Below are 14700 nucleotides of genomic sequence, written 5' to 3' on the forward strand. Positions count from 1 at the left end.
CTCCTTTGAATGGCGTATCCGGTGCTAGACCGGCTCAGTTCTGGTGTTTCTTGTGGTGTCGGATGACTTCCTGAATGATGAAATTCAGAAAAGCCTTGGCGAAATCGGGGTCCAGATCGGCCTCTTTCGCCAGGTCTTCTAACCGTGCGATCTGCGCAGCCTCGCGCGACGGATCGGACGGGGGAAGGTCGTGTGCGGCCTTGAGCTTGCCAACGGCCTGCGTGTGCTTGAACCGCTCGCCCAGCGTATAGACCAGGATCGCATCCAGCCGGTCGATGCTTTCTCGATGGTCTTTCAACAGCGCAGCAGCCTGTGTCACGGGGTTGTTCATTGGCCGGTCCTTTCGGTGGTCAAATCAATCTGCGGATGACGCCAGATCTGAGCGTGCTTGCCCAAAAGCTCGGCTCTCTCAATCTCCAGCGTTGCGCCCAGCCGTTCGGCCAGCGCGCGCGAGCGATCATTGGCATGGGCGATGTAAGAAATTACACCGTTAAGCCCCTGATGCCGCGCTGCATAGTCGCGTGCAGCCGCGGCGGCCTCAAAGCCCAGACCTTTGCCTTCGGCCTCGGCCATCAGCGTCCAGCCCAGCTCGGGCTCCGCCCAGCCGGGTACGTAGATCATGCCTGCCCATCCCACGAATGCGCCGCTGGTCTTTTCAGTCAAATGCCACAGACCATAACCGCGCAGCGCCCAATGACCCAATCTGTTCGAAAGAGAGCTCCAGCTTCCAAGCGCGTCCTTGGGACCACCAACCATATGGCTGCGCTCGGTCGCGTAGAACGCGGTCATCGCAGGAAGATCGTCCAGATGCGGCGCGCGAAGGATCAGGCGATCGGTTTCGACGGTGGGTATAGTGAACGAGGTCATGCGTATGCCTCCACGCCACCGTTTACCAGATCGGCAGGCGCCGAATGACGCCAGACCTGCATCGCCCCGAAAGCCGGGTGTTCGAACATATATTCGAACTGCGCGCCCAGCCGTTCCGCGACAGCCTTGCTGCCCAGATTATCCGGATCGATCAGCGAGATTGCGGTTTCCCAGCCCAGCACGTCATAGGCATGTGCACGTGCAACCAGTGCCGCTTCGGTCGCATAACCCTTGCCGGTGGCGTGGTTCATCAGGGTCCAGCCAATTTCGGGCTCGGGCCAGCTATGCGGGTTCCACAAGCCAACATGGCCTACATAGGTGCCCGTGTCTTTTTCCTCGACACCCCAGAAGCCATATCCCCGCATCGCCCAGTGGCCTAACAGCATCGCAACAGCGCGCCATGTCTCATCCGGGCGTTTCGGGCCGCCGACGAATTTCGAGGCGTCGCTGGCAAAAAACTCTGCCTCAGCCTCAAAATCGGCCTCGCAGGGGGCCCGCATGATCAGGCGTTCGGTTTCCAGCGTTGGTATGGCCATGGCAAGTGTCATGCCTGCACCTCGCCGTATCGCCAGACATGCTGTGTTGGACCAAAGGCGCTTTCGGCAACGGCGTCGCGCGTTGCACCCAGACGCTGTGCCAATGCGTTCGAACGAGCGTTGGACTGCGAAACGTAGCTTACGAACTGGCCGGATCCGAGCAGATCAAGCCCAAAATCGCGAACGGCGCTGCACGCTTCGGTCGCGTAACCTTGCATGCGGAACTTGCTATCGAACATATAGCCAAGCTCGGGCTCGTGATCGTCCCATTCGAGGCCCAGAATGACGAAGCCAATGACCTGATCATCGTCTTTAAACGTGACGGTGAACAAGCCGTGACCATGCAAAAGCCAGCCTGATGTGTAGTAGGAAAACTCAGTCCAGGCGTCTTGCTCGGTATCGCCAAAGCTGTCCTTGCAGATCGACGTCCAAACCGGCAGGTCGTCCAGAGTGGGCGCACGCAGAACCAGCCGCCGGGTCTCAATGACCGGCAGGGCCGCGCGATACTGCGCTGCTGCCATCGCCGCCTTTCCGGACGGGGGCTGGGTGCAGCGTGCTGACGTCACTTTTTCTTTCCAAAACCGCTCAACCCCGGGGGCAGGCCCATGCCGCCGCCCAGTCCGGGCAGACCGCCGGGCATCTTACCGCCCATCGCTTTGGCGGCTTGTTCCAGCGCCTTGGGGTCCATGCCCGCAGCCATTTCCTCGGGGCTTGGGCCGCCTTTGCCGAACATGCCTTTCATGGCCTGTTTCAGCATCTTGCCTTTGCCCATCTTGCCCATCTTTTTCATCATGTCGGACATCTGCCGGTGCATCTTGAGCAGCTTGTTGAGGTCGCTGACCTCCATACCCGAACCGGCGGCGATGCGTTTCTTGCGGCTGGCTTGCAGCAGTTGCGGGTTGGCGCGTTCGCGTTTGGTCATCGACTGGATCAGCGCGATTTGCTGGCGCAGGATTTTATCGTCCAGACCGGCCTGATCCATCTGCTTGGCCATCTTGTTCATGCCCGGCATCATGCCCATCATGCCCTGCATGCCGCCCATCTGGATCATCTGCTCCAGCTGCATTTTCAGGTCGTTCATGTTGAACTGACCTTTGACCATGCGCTTCATCATGCGCTCGGTCTGTTCCATCTCCATCGTTTCCTGGGCTTTTTCGACCAGAGCAACGATGTCGCCCATGCCCAGAATACGACCGGCGATCCGGTCCGGCTCGAAGGTCTCAAGCGCGTCCATCTTCTCGCCCAGACCGACAAAGCGGATCGGTTTGCCAGTGACTGCGCGCATCGACAGCGCCGCACCACCGCGCCCGTCACCGTCCATCCGGGTCAAGACCACGCCTGAGATACCAACCTTGGCGTCGAACTCCTCGGCCACTTCAACGGCGACCTGACCGGTCAGGCCGTCGACCACCAGCAGCGTCTCACGCGGGTCGACCACGTTACGAACCTGCTCGACCTCGTCCATCAGGACTTCGTCGATATGCAGACGGCCCGCGGTGTCGAGCATGTAGACGTCATAGCCGCCCAGCGTTGCCTGTTGCTTGGCGCGCTTGGCGATATCAACCGGCGTCTGGCCGGGAACGATCGGCAGCGTATCTACACCAACCTGCGTGCCCAGGACCGCAAGCTGATCCATCGCCGCCGGGCGATAGACGTCCAGCGAGGCCATCAGGACCTTCTTGCCCTCTTTCTCTTTCAGGCGTTTCGCCAGCTTACCGGTGGTGGTTGTCTTACCGGAACCCTGCAGGCCGACCATCAGGATCGGGGCAGGCGGGTTGTCGATCTTCAGCGCGCCGGGGTCTTCTTCGCCACGCAGTGTATCAACCAACGCGTCGTGCACGATCTTGACGACCTGCTGGCCGGGCGTGATCGATTTGGTGACAGCTTGACCGGTCGCCTGTTCCTGTACTTTCTTGACGAACTCGCGCGCCACCGGCAGCGAGACGTCGGCCTCAAGCAGGGCAACGCGGACTTCGCGCAGGGCGGTTTTCACGTCTTCTTCAGACAGGGCACCCTGTTTGGTCAGCCGGTCAAAGACGCCGGAAAGGCGTTCGGATAGATTTTCAAACATGCCTTCGGCCTCCTTAGCCGGTTATCTGGTGGCGTGCCCTAGATAGGACGCGTCGGTTAAATGCACAAACGCCCCCACGGGCGAAACTCGCTGGTGGGGGGCGATCCCTGAACGACTCAAGGGACCGGAAGATCAAACGCTTCCGGATGTTGGCGGCGATTTAGGCCGATTGGCTGGCAGAGTCAACCTTGCGCGCCGGAAGCCAGTCATTGATCGCATCAACCAGCCGATGCGCGCCGCGCCCGCTGGAATAAGCCTCGACAATGGGATGCCGCCCGGCGCTCATGCCTTCATCCAGTATTAGGACAGGGCGATAGAGGGTCGATGTGCCATTGTCGCTACGCGAGGTCGTGCTTTCGGTTTCCGCGTGCGAGAGGTGCGAGAGCTCATGTTCCACCGCATCATATCCAAAGACTGACTGTCTGCGGATCAGGATGCTGTTATTATTGCGATCCAGTATGACCTGCACGCGCCGGACAAAGGCGCAAAATGCACCAAAACCCATGCCTCCGCCGAATAGTGCGAAGAAAATGCCGAACAAGATACCCTCGCCACCTTCACTGGCCAAGAAGACGCCCGCGCCGACAAATGCCAGAATGAAGAAAACCAGCGTGATGCCGATGAACCATGGCGTGTTGGACAGGATCAGTTGGCTCGGAGTGTTACGCGTGACTTTCATGGCGGCACGCTAGCACCGAATGCCGCGCCTGTCGTGGCTTGAATTTACCTGTCGGTTGGGCGATGAGCGCGCCATACGAGGAGGTTCCCATGGACGCATCATCTGCCTTTCAGGATACGTTGCCGCTCAGCTCGGATGCGCTTTTGGTGCAGTTGGATGAATGGGGGCTGCCCTATCGGTTGCATACTCATATCCCGCTGCGCACCGTTGAGGATGCCAAAGGGGTCGAGGGCCAGTTCATGGCGCCGGGTGAAAATACACTGCGGCTTAAGAACCTGTATCTGCGCGACAAGAAAAAGCGGAATTATCTGGTGACGCTGGAACAGAGCCGCGAGATCGACCTCAAGGCGCTGGGCGCGGAGTTGGGGGTTGGCAACCTGTCCTTCGGCTCGGCGGATCGGCTGTTCCAGAACCTCGGCATCCGCCCTGGCGCGGTCAGTCCGCTGGCGATGATCAACGGCGTTGAGAACAACGTTAAGTTCTTCATGGACGCCGCCGCGCAACAGGCCGATGTCATCAACATGCACCCTTTGGTCAACGACCGAACCGTCGTTTTGTCGCGCGATGATCTGATGGTGTTCTTTGATAAGATCGGGTGCGAGATAAACTGGCTGCCGTGATCATCCTTCAAGCGCTTCGTTCAAAGCGGCAGCGACATGGGCGGCGGAGGGGTTGACGAACAGGTGACCGTCCGCCTCGAACACCGGATCGTCCAGATGATCGGGGAAGGCCAGAGGCAACTCGGTACAGGCCAGCAAGATCGCGGTTCCGGGTGTGGCGTGTTTGTTGCAGAAGGCCAGCAGGCGCGCATGTGCGGTGTCGGATGCGCCGCCGTAGAAATCACTGTCGATCATCGCCTGCATCTCGGCGATCTCAGGCTCGGGCAGGCGTGTGTTTGCCGTGATACCCTCGGCGGCCAGCCGGTCGGCATAGTTTGTGGCCTGCATGGTGACTGCGGTTCCAAGGACCAAAGCATTGGTGGCGCCGGTCGAGGCGGTCGCGTCGGCGGTTGCGTCAAAAATGCTGAGAATAGGCATGGAGACGCCTTCGCGGATCGCGTGAAGCCGCGCGTGTGGCGTATTGGAGGCGATGATGCCGAAATCGCAGCCTGCGTGTTCCAAAGTCAGCAGTGCTTCGCGGAACACCGCGTCGAAAGCGGCCCAGCTGTCTTCGTCACCGGCCACGCCGCGCAAGGCGCGGGTTTTGGCTTGGGTGACGGATTCGATGGTCATGGGTGGGATGGGCAGCGGCGATCCGTGGCCGCGTTCAGCAAAATACCGACCCGCGCCTTCAGCGATCGCCCGGTAGTAGTCGACAGTTGAGGCCCAGCCAACACCGCCCAATATTCCAATCTTCTTCATGTGAAACGCCCAGTCTGCCGATTTGCCTTGGCGCAGACTGGACGGTTCAAGGGGGTCAGGTCAATCAGGCTGCCAGCTTGGTGACAGCTTTCTGCGCATTGGACAGGGTTGTTTCGGGGTCCAGTGCCATGCGATCTGCGGCGATGACCTCGACATCATGGATGCCGATGAAGCCCAGAACATGCCGCGCATAGGTGGTGGCAAAGTCGATCTCGGAGCCCACCGCCGTACCGCCCGATGCAACAGCAAGGATGGCGCGTTTGCCTTCCAGCAGACCTTTCGGTCCTTCTTCGGAATAGGAGAATGTCAGACCGGCACGGGCGACCAGATCAATCCAGGCCTTGAACGCGGCGGGAACTGAGAAGTTGTAGATCGGCAAGCCGATGACGATCGTGTCGGCCTTTTGCAACTCGGACACCAATTCGTCCGACAGGGCCAGCAGGTCTTTCTGTACCGCGTCACGCTGGTCGGCGGGGGTGAAATTGGCGCCGATCCAGTCTTCGGTCAGCAGGGGCAGGGGGGTGGCCAGATCGCGGCGGATGATGCGGCTGGCGTTCAGGTGGCGAACCACGCGGTCGGACAGATCGCGGGTGGCAGATCCAGTGCGGCGGGCCGAGGCGTCGATATGCAGGATGGTTTTGGTCATTTCGGGGCGTCCTTTGTTGCGGAATTAGCTTCTGTTGCCCCAATATGGCTGTTGCGTGCATGAACAAAACTCGGATATATCAACAAGCATTGTTAGAATTTGCACATTGGATCAGATGCAATGGACAATTGGGATGAAGTGAGAACCGCCTATCAGGTGGCGCGCATGGGAACGGTCAGCGGCGCGGCGGATGTGCTGGGTGTGCACCACGCCACCGTGATCCGCCATATCGATGCGATCGAGGCACGGTTGGGCGTCAAACTATTCCAGCGTCACGCGCGTGGGTACACACCAACCGAAGCGGGTGAGGACTTGTTGCGGGTCGCGCAGGCAACCGAAGATCAATTCAACCAGTTGGTTGGTCGCATGAAGGGGCGCGGAGACGATGTCTCGGGCGAGATCGTGGTCACCTCACTGGCCTCACTGGCCCCGCTCATCGTACCGACGCTGACCGAGTTCCAGCAGACCCACCCGGGATTGATTGTGCGCTATCTGACCGGCGACCGCCTGTTCCGGTTAGAATATGGCGAGGCGCATGTGGCGATCCGCGCCGGGGCCGCGCCGGATCAACCGGACAATGTGGTGCAGCCGTTCATTCCACAAGAGGTCGGACTATTCGCTAGCAAGGCCTATCTCGCGCGCCACGGCAAACCTGCAAACGTTGCAGATTTCGCCAATCACTACTTCGTCGGCAATGATGACGAAAACAGCCGCGCGCCGTTTTCCCGCTGGCTGCGTGCCAACGCGCCGGAGCAGGCGATCACTTTCCGCTGCACCAATAATTTCTGTATGCGAGAGGCTGTTCTGGCCGGTGCAGGCATCGGCTTTATGGCCCGTTGGGAGGCCGCGCGCGATCCCGATCTGGTCGAGGTGATGGCACCGTTGCCCGAGTGGTCTGGCAAGCTGTGGTTGGTGACTCATGTGGATCTGCACCGGACCACTAAGGTGCAGGCTTTCCTATCCTTCCTGAAAGATCAATCCAAGGGCTGGCTGCCGTGACACCGCAGGCGCGCGGCCATCTGGCCATGCTAACATTCTCGGCTTTGGTGGCGGGCAGTTTCTCGCTTGGCTCAATGGCGGCAAATGAGATCGCACCGTCGGCGATCACGGCAGCGCGCTTTGCGATTGCGGCGGTTGTGATCGGCATCGCTGCGATTGCCACAACGGGCATTCCGCGCAGCGCGGCTTGGGCACCATGGCGCTATCTGGTGCTTGGCGGATTGTTCGGAGCCTACTTTGTCCTGATGTTCTACGGATTGAAAACCGCTCCCCCGGTCAGCGCGGCGGCGGTCTTTACGCTGACCCCGGTCATGTCGGCGCTGGCCGGGTGGGTGCTGCTGCGCCAGATCACCACCCCACGCATGGCGCTGGCCCTGACGGTCGGTGCGGTCGGTGCGCTGTGGGTGATCTTCAGAGCGGATTGGCAAGCCTTTCAGGTCTTCGAGATCGGAGGCGGCGAGATCATCTATTTCTGGGGTTGCGCCGCGCACGCCGTCTATACGCCGATGATACGGCGATTGAACCGGGGCGAGCCTGCGGTGGTGTTCACCTTCGGTACGTTGGTTGCGGGGTGTTTGATCCTGACGGTCTGGGGCTGGTCCGATATCCGTGCAGTAGATTGGGGCAACCTTCCCGGGATTGTCTGGGTGACGCTGCTTTATATCTCGTTGTTTGCGACCGCCGCCAGTTTTGTACTGGTTCAGTTTGCAGCCCTGCGTTTGCCCGCGGCAAAGGTCATGGCCTACACTTACCTGACGCCCAGCTGGGTGATCCTGTGGGAAATCGCCCTGGGACGTCCTGCGCCGACGGCATTGGTGTTGGTTGGTGCCGGGCTCACCGCTGTTGCGCTGTTGTTGCTGCTGAAAGGAGAAGACGCGCCTGCAAATACTCCGGTGCGCTCGAATTGAAGCTTGTGATTTCTACCTGATGTGGCAGCCTGCCTGTCACCACCAAGGAGCTGGGCCATGAAAACAATGTCACTTATTCCCGCATTGCTGGCGCTGTCCGCCTGTGCCCCCGGTAGCGCGAAAGACGCTGCAGAGGCGGACCTGCAAGCCAGCTGCGAAGCTCTGGTGGGCGCCGAAACCGGCACAGGGCCTGATGGTGTCAAAGCGATGTCTACCCAGTCCAGCCCGACAGGCTCGGTCACCAGCGTATTCGTGGCAGGGGCCGAGGCTCCGTGGCTCTGTCGTGCCGACCCAACGGGGGTTGTGACCGGGGTGGAATATAGCCGCGAGGGCTGAGCCTGCCGTTTGGATCGTCCCGACGGGTCAGACTGGCGAACTGCCCGGGTCGACATATCTCAGGATCAGGAGGACGCCAATATGTTCAAACACATCATGGTCCCGGTCGACCTGCACTTGCCGCCCGAGGTCAAGAAAGCCACCGAGGTTGCCGCGCAATTGGCCAAATGGCAGGGCGCCAAAGTGACCATCGTCAGCGTCACCGGCCCACAGCCTGGGGATAGCCACCTGACAACAGACGCGATCAAACAAGAATTGCTGACATGCGCCAATGAAATCGCGATGCAAAGCGGGGCGCAGGTGGACACACGCAACATTCATTCGGTTGATGTCGCGGTCGAGATCGACAAGGACCTGACCCACGCGGCAGAGGAAATGGGGGCCGATCTGATTGTTGTGGGAACCCACGCACCCCGGATCACAGACTATATCCTGTCCAGCCACGCGGGATATCTGGCCAAACACGCCAGCATGTCGGTCTTAGTTGTGCGTTAGGCCTCATCCGGGGGCAGTTCAACTTCAAGAAACCGCTCGAACGCATCCAGATTGACCGGTTCGAACTGTCCGAACCCCTGCATCCAAACCGAGGCCGCTCGAAGCGCGTCGGGTTCTAGTTTGCACCACTTCACCCGTCCGCGTTTTTCCTGAGAAATCAGACCTGCTTTGGTCAGGATCACCAGATGCTTTGAAATCGCGGCTAGCGACATTTCGAACGGTTCGGCCACGTCGGTGACGGCCATGTCATCTTCCAGCAGCATCGCTAAGATGGCACGGCGGGTGGGATCGGCGAGGGCTGCGAAGACAGTGTCGAGGTCGTTGGACATGGTTCCGCTGAACCATAGCCTGTGAGTTTGGTCAACCATTTGGTTGAATATGCGGATTCAGGCTTATCCGCCCGGTCAGCGAACTATACGCCATCGGAAGGTTTCACGCGGTCTGTTATTTTAATATATAAATCATATACTTAGCGACGTTCATGCTGCGGCTTCATTGCCGTTGACTCTGCGCCCTCAGCCCCTTAGCACCCTACCCAAGACTGTGCGAGGGAAACGCCCGTGACCGAAGATGACCAAAAGCAGCGTATGGCGCAGCTGGAGGCCAAGATCGAAGCGGCGAAAAAGGCCAAAGCGCCGAAACCTCGTGCGGATGCTGACGTATCCGGAGGCGAGCTTGCCTGGAGGATGGTCATCGAAATGGTTTCCGGTCTGGGGATCGGATTTGGCATCGGATACGGGCTGGACAGCCTGCTCGGGACGATCCCGATCTTTCTGGTGCTGTTCACATTGCTGGGCCTTGTCGCGGGCGTGAAGGTTATGCTCCGCAGCGCGAAAGAGGTTCAAGAGAAACAAGCGGCCGCAAGCGCGACCGAGAAGGACGAGAGGGACTGAACGTGGCAACCGAGACCACCGCAGAAAAAGGCAGCAGCCTGGCTTTCCATCCAATGGACCAGTTTATCGTCAAGCCGTTGTTCGGCGACGGTGCGATTGCCTGGTACACGCCCACCAACGTGACCCTGTGGCTGTTCCTGGCGATTGCGGCGATCTTTGCCCTGCTGGTTCTCAGCACCTCGAAGCGTGCGATTGTTCCGAGCCGGATGCAGTCGGTGGCCGAACTGGCCTATGGCTTCATCTACAAAATGCTGGAAGACATCTGCGGCAAGGAAGGCGTCAAGTACTTCCCTTATGTCATGACGCTGTTCATGTTCATCGTCTGCGCCAACTTCCTGGGCATGATCCCCATGTCCTTTACCACCACATCGCATTTCGCCGTGACCATCCCGCTGGCTCTGTCGGTCTTCCTGACCGTGACCGTGCTCGGCTTTGTCAAAAACGGTGCCGCGTTCCTGGGCCTGTTCTGGGTTTCCAGCGCACCGCTGGCGCTGCGCCCGGTTCTGGCGATTATCGAGCTGATCTCGTACTTCGTACGCCCGGTCAGCCACTCCATTCGTCTTGCCGGTAACGTCATGGCAGGCCACGCGGTTATCAAGGTGTTCGCAGGCTTTGCCGCGATTGCCGTGATCTCGCCCGTGTCGGTTCTGGCGATCACCGCAATGTATGGCCTTGAGGTCCTCGTGTCCTTCATTCAGGCCTACGTCTTCACCATTCTGACCTGTGTGTATCTGAAAGATGCGCTGCATCCGTCGCACTAAGGTCCGAACCCCCAACATCGAAACTTCCAAATCGTAAGGAGAATTCTCATGGAAGGCGATCTCGCACACATCGGCGCAGGCCTGGCAGCAATCGGTTCCGGCGCAGCCGCAATCGGGGTGGGCAACGTTGCAGGCAACTTCCTGGCCGGCGCCCTGCGCAACCCTTCGGCGGCTGCTTCGCAGACCGCAACCCTGTTCATCGGTATCGCGTTCGCAGAAGCGCTGGGCATCTTCGCATTCCTGGTCTCGCTGCTGCTGATGTTCGCCGTATAATCTGCGGAACCTGATCCTTACGCGCAGATGGGCCCAAGCCATAGCGGCCCATCTGTTGTAAAGACAACGTTCCGACGGAGGACATCATGGCGACTGAACCCATTGCTGAAGAAGTAGTAGGCACATGCGTTGATTCCAGCGGCTACGCCGTCGGGATGCCGCAGCTCTGCTTCGATTGGTTCCCCAACCAGATTTTCTGGCTGGTCATCACGCTGGTCGTCATCTTTCTGGTCCTGTCCCGCGTGGCTCTGCCCCGCATCGCGGCAATCCTGGCTGAACGCCAGGGGACCATTACAAATGACCTGGCTGCGGCCGAAGATCTGAAGGCCAAAGCGGTCGAGGCCGAAGAGGCCTATAACAAAGCGCTGGCCGATGCCCGTTCTGAGGCTCAGCGTATCGCAGCGGAAGCCCGCGCCGAAATCCAGTCTGGTCTGGATGACGCGATTGCCAAGGCGGATGCGGAAATCGCTGCAAAGGCGGCTGAATCGGAAAAGGCAATTGCCGAAATCCGTGCCGGTGCGCTGGAAAGCATTCAAGTGGTTGCCAAGGATACGGCGGCTGAACTGGTCACAGCACTGGGCGGCGAGGCGGATGCCAAAGCCATCAACAGTGCAGTAGATGCGCAGACGAAAGGATAAGTGACATGCGGAACACTCTTGCCCTTATCCTGACCGTTGGTGCCGCCAGCCCCGCGCTGGCCGCAAGCGGCCCGTTCTTCTCGCTTGCCAACACTGACTTTGTCGTCACTCTGGGCTTCATCGTCTTTATCGCGGTCCTGTTCTACTTCAAGGTCCCCGGTATGATTGGTGGTGCGCTGGACAATCGCGCCGAAGGTATTCAAGCCGAGCTGGACGAAGCCCGCGCCCTGCATGAAGAAGCACGCAGCCTGTTGGCCTCGTACGAGCGCAAGCAGCGTGAAGTGCAGTCTCAGGCAGACGCCATCGTAGCCGCGGCCAAAGAAGACGCGGTTCTGGCGGCTGAACAAGCTAAGGTGGATCTGGAAAAATCCATCGCGCGCCGTTTGGCCGCTGCGCAGGATCAGATCGCATCGGCCGAGGCTTCTGCAGTTAAAGAAGTTCGCGATCAGGCCATCACCGTAGCGGTTTCGGCAGCCAACGCCGTGCTGGCCAAACAGATGACCGCAACGCAGGCGAATAAGTTGATCGATGCATCCATCGCGGATGTGGGTGAAAAGCTACACTGATCGCCTGGATCATATGATTTGAAAAACCCGAGGGCTTCAGGCTCTCGGGTTTTTTCTTTTTGTGGCTTCCAGTTTGAAGGATCAGACCTCTCCAGTCTCGTGCTTCAAACGCTGTTGCGCTATCTCTTCATTGCGCAGGGCCTTCTGCTGATCGGCCATGCAGCTTTTGACAAAGTTCAGATGATCCTCGACCGCCTTCCGTGCCCCTTTCGGGTCGCGGTCCTGCAGGGCTGTGTTGATGGCTCGGTGCTGGTCCAGAATTGCGTCGCGGGTGGTGCGTTGCTGGAACATGATCTGTCGGTTGTAGAATACGCCCTGCCGCAGCAGATCGAACATCGACCGCATCATATGCAGCATCACCACGTTATGACTGGCCTCGATGATCGCCATATGGAACTGGGCGTCCAGATGCGCCTCTTCTTCGGCTGCATTGCGGGCGTGGGCGTCTTCCATCTTGTCCAGTATGGTCTGCACCACCTTCAGATCGCTGCCCGAGCCCATGCGGGCGGCACGCTCAGCCGCTAGACCCTCCATGTCACGCCGGAATGAGAGATAGTCGAACACTGCCTCGTCGTGATTGCCGAACAACCGGATCAAAGCTGGCGCGAAGGCCGAGCCCAGAACCTCGGCCACATAGATGCCCGATCCGGCCTTGGCAGTCAGCAATCCCTGCTCCTGGAGGTCCGAGATTGCCTCGCGCAGCGACGGGCGCGACACGCCCATCCGCTCGGCCAGCTCCCGTTCTGAGGGCAGGCGTTCTCCGGGGCGCAGAATGCCGCGCAGGATCAGCAGTTCGATCTGGCGCACAACAGCCAGTGACAGTTTTTCGGTTTGAACTTTTTGAAAAGGCATCTGGCTACCACTTGGAATTGGTCAAGTCACTTGACCACGTTTGTAAGGGGCGTTCAAGTCGCTCACAGAGGTTGAAACATTAGGTCAGAATTATTGACATAAGAGGTGCATTGCCTAATCTGCGTCCCAAGGGCGGAGGAGGCCCCCTACGATGGATCAGCTCTACGCCACCCGAACCGCTCGGATGAAGGCTTCCGAAATCCGCGAATTGCTGAAACTGCTGGGCGAGCCCGGTATCATTTCCTTCGCAGGCGGTATTCCCGACCCCGCTTTGTTTCCAGCAGAGGCTTTCGCCGAAGCGTTTCAAAATGCGCTTAGCCCAGATCAACAGGCGCAGGCGCTGCAATATTCGGTCAGCGAGGGCTATGCCCCGCTGCGTGAATGGCTGGCCGACCATATGCGTGGGATCGGCGTTACGTGCGGCATCGACAACATCCTGATCACCTCAGGCTCGCAGCAAGCGCTGGATTACTTGGGTAAGTTGTTCTTGTCACCGGGTGATACTGCGTTGGTTGGGTGGCCCACATATCTGGGCGCGCTCAATGCGTTTGACGCTTATGAGCCGCGCTTTGACCAGCTTAGCATCAATGGCAATCGTGGGGCTGCCGAATACCAGGCCGCCGCCGGTAACAGCCCGATCAAATTCGCTTATCTTTCCGCCGATTTTGCAAATCCGACTGGTGAGACGGCCGATTTGCGGGGCAGGGAGGCGCTGCTCGATCTGGCAGATGAATTGGATTGCGCAGTAATCGAGGACGGAGCCTATCAAGCGCTGCGCTATGACGGCGATCCGATCCCTCCGATCCTCGCGTTAGAACAGGCGCGCAAGGGATCGATCGAGAACTGCCGGACGATCTATTGCGGCAGCTTCTCGAAAACTCTTTCACCGGGGTTGCGGCTGGGTTGGGTGGTTGCAGCAAAACCGGTGATCTCGCAACTGGTGCTGCTGAAACAGGCGGCTGATCTGCATTCTTCTACGATCAACCAGATGGCGGTGTATCAGGTGGCACGGGATCGCTTCGACACTCATGTCCCCATGCTACGCCAGACCTATGCCGCGCGCCGCGATGCGATGCTTGAGGCGCTCAAAGAACACATGCCCAATGGCGTCGACTGGACCCGACCCGAGGGTGGCATGTTCATTTGGGTCACTCTGCCCAAGGAAATGAACGGCGCCGACCTGCTGGCGAGGGCGCTGGAAACGGTCAAGTTGGCCTTTGTACCCGGTCAGGCTTTCTATCCCGACGACAGCGGGTCGAATACCATTCGACTGAGTTTCTCCAACTCGGATGAGGACACGATCCGCGAGGGTATACGCCGGTTAGGAGAAGTGTTGCGCGCCTGAACCGGGGAAAGGTTTCATTAACCATATTGTCGCTAATAAAGCAGCATGATCCGCGTGCTCGCTTTCCTGTGCCTCGCCGCCTGCTCGGGTGGTACACCCTATTTTCGCGACTTGCCCGCAACGCGCGTCGCGGTGAATGGCAGTATCTTCGACGTCCGCGTCCGCAATGAACTGGCCGAGGCCGTCCGCGTGAACCCGCAATACGCGCCGCGTCTGGGTCCGATCCGCGATCGGGCTGCGCTGGCCATGGCGCAGGTCTCGGGCTGTCCGCTTCTGGATGTTCTTGGCGATGCGGCCGTCACTGTGGGCGTGCTGGGCTGCGACCAGGAACTGGGGGAAAAACTGATTTTCGGCGCACTCCTTCGCCGTCCCTATGAATGCGTTGATTACGGATATTACGAAGACTACGGATATCAGGTCTTTGAATGCTCGCCTTACTGAGATACGCGAGACTCCGCGTAGTTTTGCCAAGAT

At 59.3% G+C, this 14700-nt stretch carries 22 protein-coding genes; 12 read left to right on the plus strand and 10 right to left on the minus strand.

Annotated features, from left to right (window positions below):
- Nucleotides 1-34: 34 nt before the first annotated feature.
- From ACR0NM_RS19695 to ACR0NM_RS19720, 6 genes are all read right to left on the minus strand, one after another.
- A complete protein-coding gene (locus ACR0NM_RS19695) occupies nucleotides 35-331 on the minus strand; it encodes a chorismate mutase (protein WP_170392662.1) in 297 nt (98 codons plus the stop codon).
- A complete protein-coding gene (locus tag ACR0NM_RS19700; protein WP_170392661.1) occupies nucleotides 328-867 on the minus strand; it encodes a GNAT family N-acetyltransferase in 540 nt (179 codons plus the stop codon). Before ACR0NM_RS19700 ends, ACR0NM_RS19695 begins: the two co-directional genes overlap by 4 nt.
- A complete protein-coding gene (locus ACR0NM_RS19705; protein WP_480616291.1) occupies nucleotides 864-1415 on the minus strand; it encodes a GNAT family N-acetyltransferase in 552 nt (183 codons plus the stop codon). Before ACR0NM_RS19705 ends, ACR0NM_RS19700 begins: the two co-directional genes overlap by 4 nt.
- A complete protein-coding gene (locus ACR0NM_RS19710) occupies nucleotides 1412-1924 on the minus strand; it encodes a GNAT family N-acetyltransferase (RefSeq protein ID WP_170776226.1) in 513 nt (170 codons plus the stop codon). Before ACR0NM_RS19710 ends, ACR0NM_RS19705 begins: the two co-directional genes overlap by 4 nt.
- Before the next feature lie 41 nt (nucleotides 1925-1965).
- A complete protein-coding gene (gene ffh / locus ACR0NM_RS19715; RefSeq protein ID WP_170402391.1) occupies nucleotides 1966-3474 on the minus strand; it encodes a signal recognition particle protein in 1509 nt (502 codons plus the stop codon).
- A gap of 160 nt (nucleotides 3475-3634) precedes the next feature.
- Entirely contained in the window at nucleotides 3635-4153 is a 519-nt protein-coding gene (locus tag ACR0NM_RS19720; RefSeq protein ID WP_170818880.1) for a hypothetical protein, read from the minus strand.
- Between the two features lie 89 nt (nucleotides 4154-4242).
- Between ACR0NM_RS19720 and ACR0NM_RS19725 the strand changes: the two genes are divergently transcribed.
- Nucleotides 4243-4773, plus strand: a complete 531-nt coding sequence (locus ACR0NM_RS19725; RefSeq protein WP_480616293.1) for a prolyl-tRNA synthetase associated domain-containing protein — start codon at nucleotides 4243-4245, stop codon at nucleotides 4771-4773.
- Here ACR0NM_RS19725 and ACR0NM_RS19730 read toward each other — a convergent pair whose 3' ends face one another.
- Both ACR0NM_RS19730 and ACR0NM_RS19735 read right to left on the minus strand, forming a co-directional pair.
- Nucleotides 4774-5514 (minus strand): aspartate/glutamate racemase family protein, encoded by a 741-nt coding sequence (locus ACR0NM_RS19730; RefSeq protein WP_480616295.1) that lies wholly within the window; start codon nucleotides 5512-5514, stop codon nucleotides 4774-4776.
- A 64-nt stretch (nucleotides 5515-5578) separates the two neighbouring features.
- On the minus strand, nucleotides 5579-6160 hold the full coding sequence (locus ACR0NM_RS19735; protein WP_170565116.1) for an NAD(P)H-dependent oxidoreductase: 582 nt from the start codon (nucleotides 6158-6160) through the stop codon (nucleotides 5579-5581).
- Between the two features lie 120 nt (nucleotides 6161-6280).
- Here ACR0NM_RS19735 and ACR0NM_RS19740 point away from each other — a divergent pair, with 120 nt between their 5' ends.
- The 4 genes from ACR0NM_RS19740 (at nucleotide 6281) to ACR0NM_RS19755 (ending at nucleotide 8898) form a co-directional block, all read left to right on the plus strand.
- The gene (locus tag ACR0NM_RS19740) at nucleotides 6281-7159 is read left to right on the plus strand and encodes a LysR family transcriptional regulator (protein ID WP_170609772.1); all 879 of its coding nucleotides are present in this window, start codon (nucleotides 6281-6283) and stop codon (nucleotides 7157-7159) included.
- Nucleotides 7156-8067: a DMT family transporter gene (locus ACR0NM_RS19745; protein WP_480616297.1), complete on the plus strand. Its 912-nt coding sequence runs from the start codon at nucleotides 7156-7158 to the stop codon at nucleotides 8065-8067. Before ACR0NM_RS19740 ends, ACR0NM_RS19745 begins: the two co-directional genes overlap by 4 nt.
- A gap of 57 nt (nucleotides 8068-8124) precedes the next feature.
- Nucleotides 8125-8403 (plus strand): hypothetical protein, encoded by a 279-nt coding sequence (locus ACR0NM_RS19750; RefSeq protein ID WP_170392651.1) that lies wholly within the window; start codon nucleotides 8125-8127, stop codon nucleotides 8401-8403.
- Nucleotides 8404-8484: 81 nt separating this feature from the next.
- The gene (locus tag ACR0NM_RS19755; protein ID WP_170402365.1) at nucleotides 8485-8898 is read left to right on the plus strand and encodes a universal stress protein; all 414 of its coding nucleotides are present in this window, start codon (nucleotides 8485-8487) and stop codon (nucleotides 8896-8898) included.
- On the opposite strand, the gene ACR0NM_RS19760 is transcribed toward ACR0NM_RS19755, so the two are convergent.
- The gene (locus ACR0NM_RS19760) at nucleotides 8895-9227 is read right to left on the minus strand and encodes an ArsR/SmtB family transcription factor (RefSeq protein ID WP_170392649.1); all 333 of its coding nucleotides are present in this window, start codon (nucleotides 9225-9227) and stop codon (nucleotides 8895-8897) included. The genes ACR0NM_RS19755 and ACR0NM_RS19760 overlap by 4 nt on opposite strands.
- Nucleotides 9228-9458: 231 nt before the next feature.
- Between ACR0NM_RS19760 and ACR0NM_RS19765 the strand changes: the two genes are divergently transcribed.
- The 5 genes from ACR0NM_RS19765 to ACR0NM_RS19785 all read left to right on the plus strand — a co-directional run bounded on the left by ACR0NM_RS19765 (nucleotide 9459) and on the right by ACR0NM_RS19785 (nucleotide 12029).
- Nucleotides 9459-9791, plus strand: coding sequence for an AtpZ/AtpI family protein (locus tag ACR0NM_RS19765; RefSeq protein WP_170392648.1), 333 nt, complete (start codon nucleotides 9459-9461; stop codon nucleotides 9789-9791).
- 2 nt (nucleotides 9792-9793) lie between these two features.
- Nucleotides 9794-10552 (plus strand): F0F1 ATP synthase subunit A, encoded by a 759-nt coding sequence (locus ACR0NM_RS19770; RefSeq protein ID WP_480616299.1) that lies wholly within the window; start codon nucleotides 9794-9796, stop codon nucleotides 10550-10552.
- Between the two features lie 48 nt (nucleotides 10553-10600).
- Nucleotides 10601-10825 carry a F0F1 ATP synthase subunit C gene (locus ACR0NM_RS19775; protein ID WP_005981269.1) on the plus strand — a complete coding sequence of 75 codons (225 nt, stop codon included), beginning with the start codon at nucleotides 10601-10603 and terminating at the stop codon, nucleotides 10823-10825.
- A gap of 86 nt (nucleotides 10826-10911) precedes the next feature.
- Nucleotides 10912-11463: a F0F1 ATP synthase subunit B' gene (locus ACR0NM_RS19780; RefSeq protein ID WP_170392646.1), complete on the plus strand. Its 552-nt coding sequence runs from the start codon at nucleotides 10912-10914 to the stop codon at nucleotides 11461-11463.
- Between the two features lie 5 nt (nucleotides 11464-11468).
- On the plus strand, nucleotides 11469-12029 hold the full coding sequence (locus ACR0NM_RS19785; RefSeq protein ID WP_480616301.1) for a F0F1 ATP synthase subunit B: 561 nt from the start codon (nucleotides 11469-11471) through the stop codon (nucleotides 12027-12029).
- 81 nt (nucleotides 12030-12110) lie between these two features.
- Here the strand turns inward: ACR0NM_RS19785 and ACR0NM_RS19790 are convergent, their stop codons facing one another.
- Complete coding sequence (locus ACR0NM_RS19790; protein WP_170392644.1) at nucleotides 12111-12881, minus strand: FadR/GntR family transcriptional regulator; 771 nt, start codon at nucleotides 12879-12881, stop codon at nucleotides 12111-12113.
- 151 nt (nucleotides 12882-13032) lie between these two features.
- On the opposite strand from ACR0NM_RS19790, the gene ACR0NM_RS19795 reads away from it, so the two are divergent.
- Together ACR0NM_RS19795 and ACR0NM_RS19800 are read left to right on the plus strand one after the other, a co-directional pair.
- On the plus strand, nucleotides 13033-14226 hold the full coding sequence (locus tag ACR0NM_RS19795) for an aminotransferase-like domain-containing protein (protein ID WP_480616303.1): 1194 nt from the start codon (nucleotides 13033-13035) through the stop codon (nucleotides 14224-14226).
- Between the two features lie 45 nt (nucleotides 14227-14271).
- On the plus strand, nucleotides 14272-14667 hold the full coding sequence (locus tag ACR0NM_RS19800) for a hypothetical protein (protein WP_170392642.1): 396 nt from the start codon (nucleotides 14272-14274) through the stop codon (nucleotides 14665-14667).
- Nucleotides 14668-14700: the final 33 nt, after the last annotated feature.

The organism is Ruegeria sp. AF2, assembly GCF_056542025.1.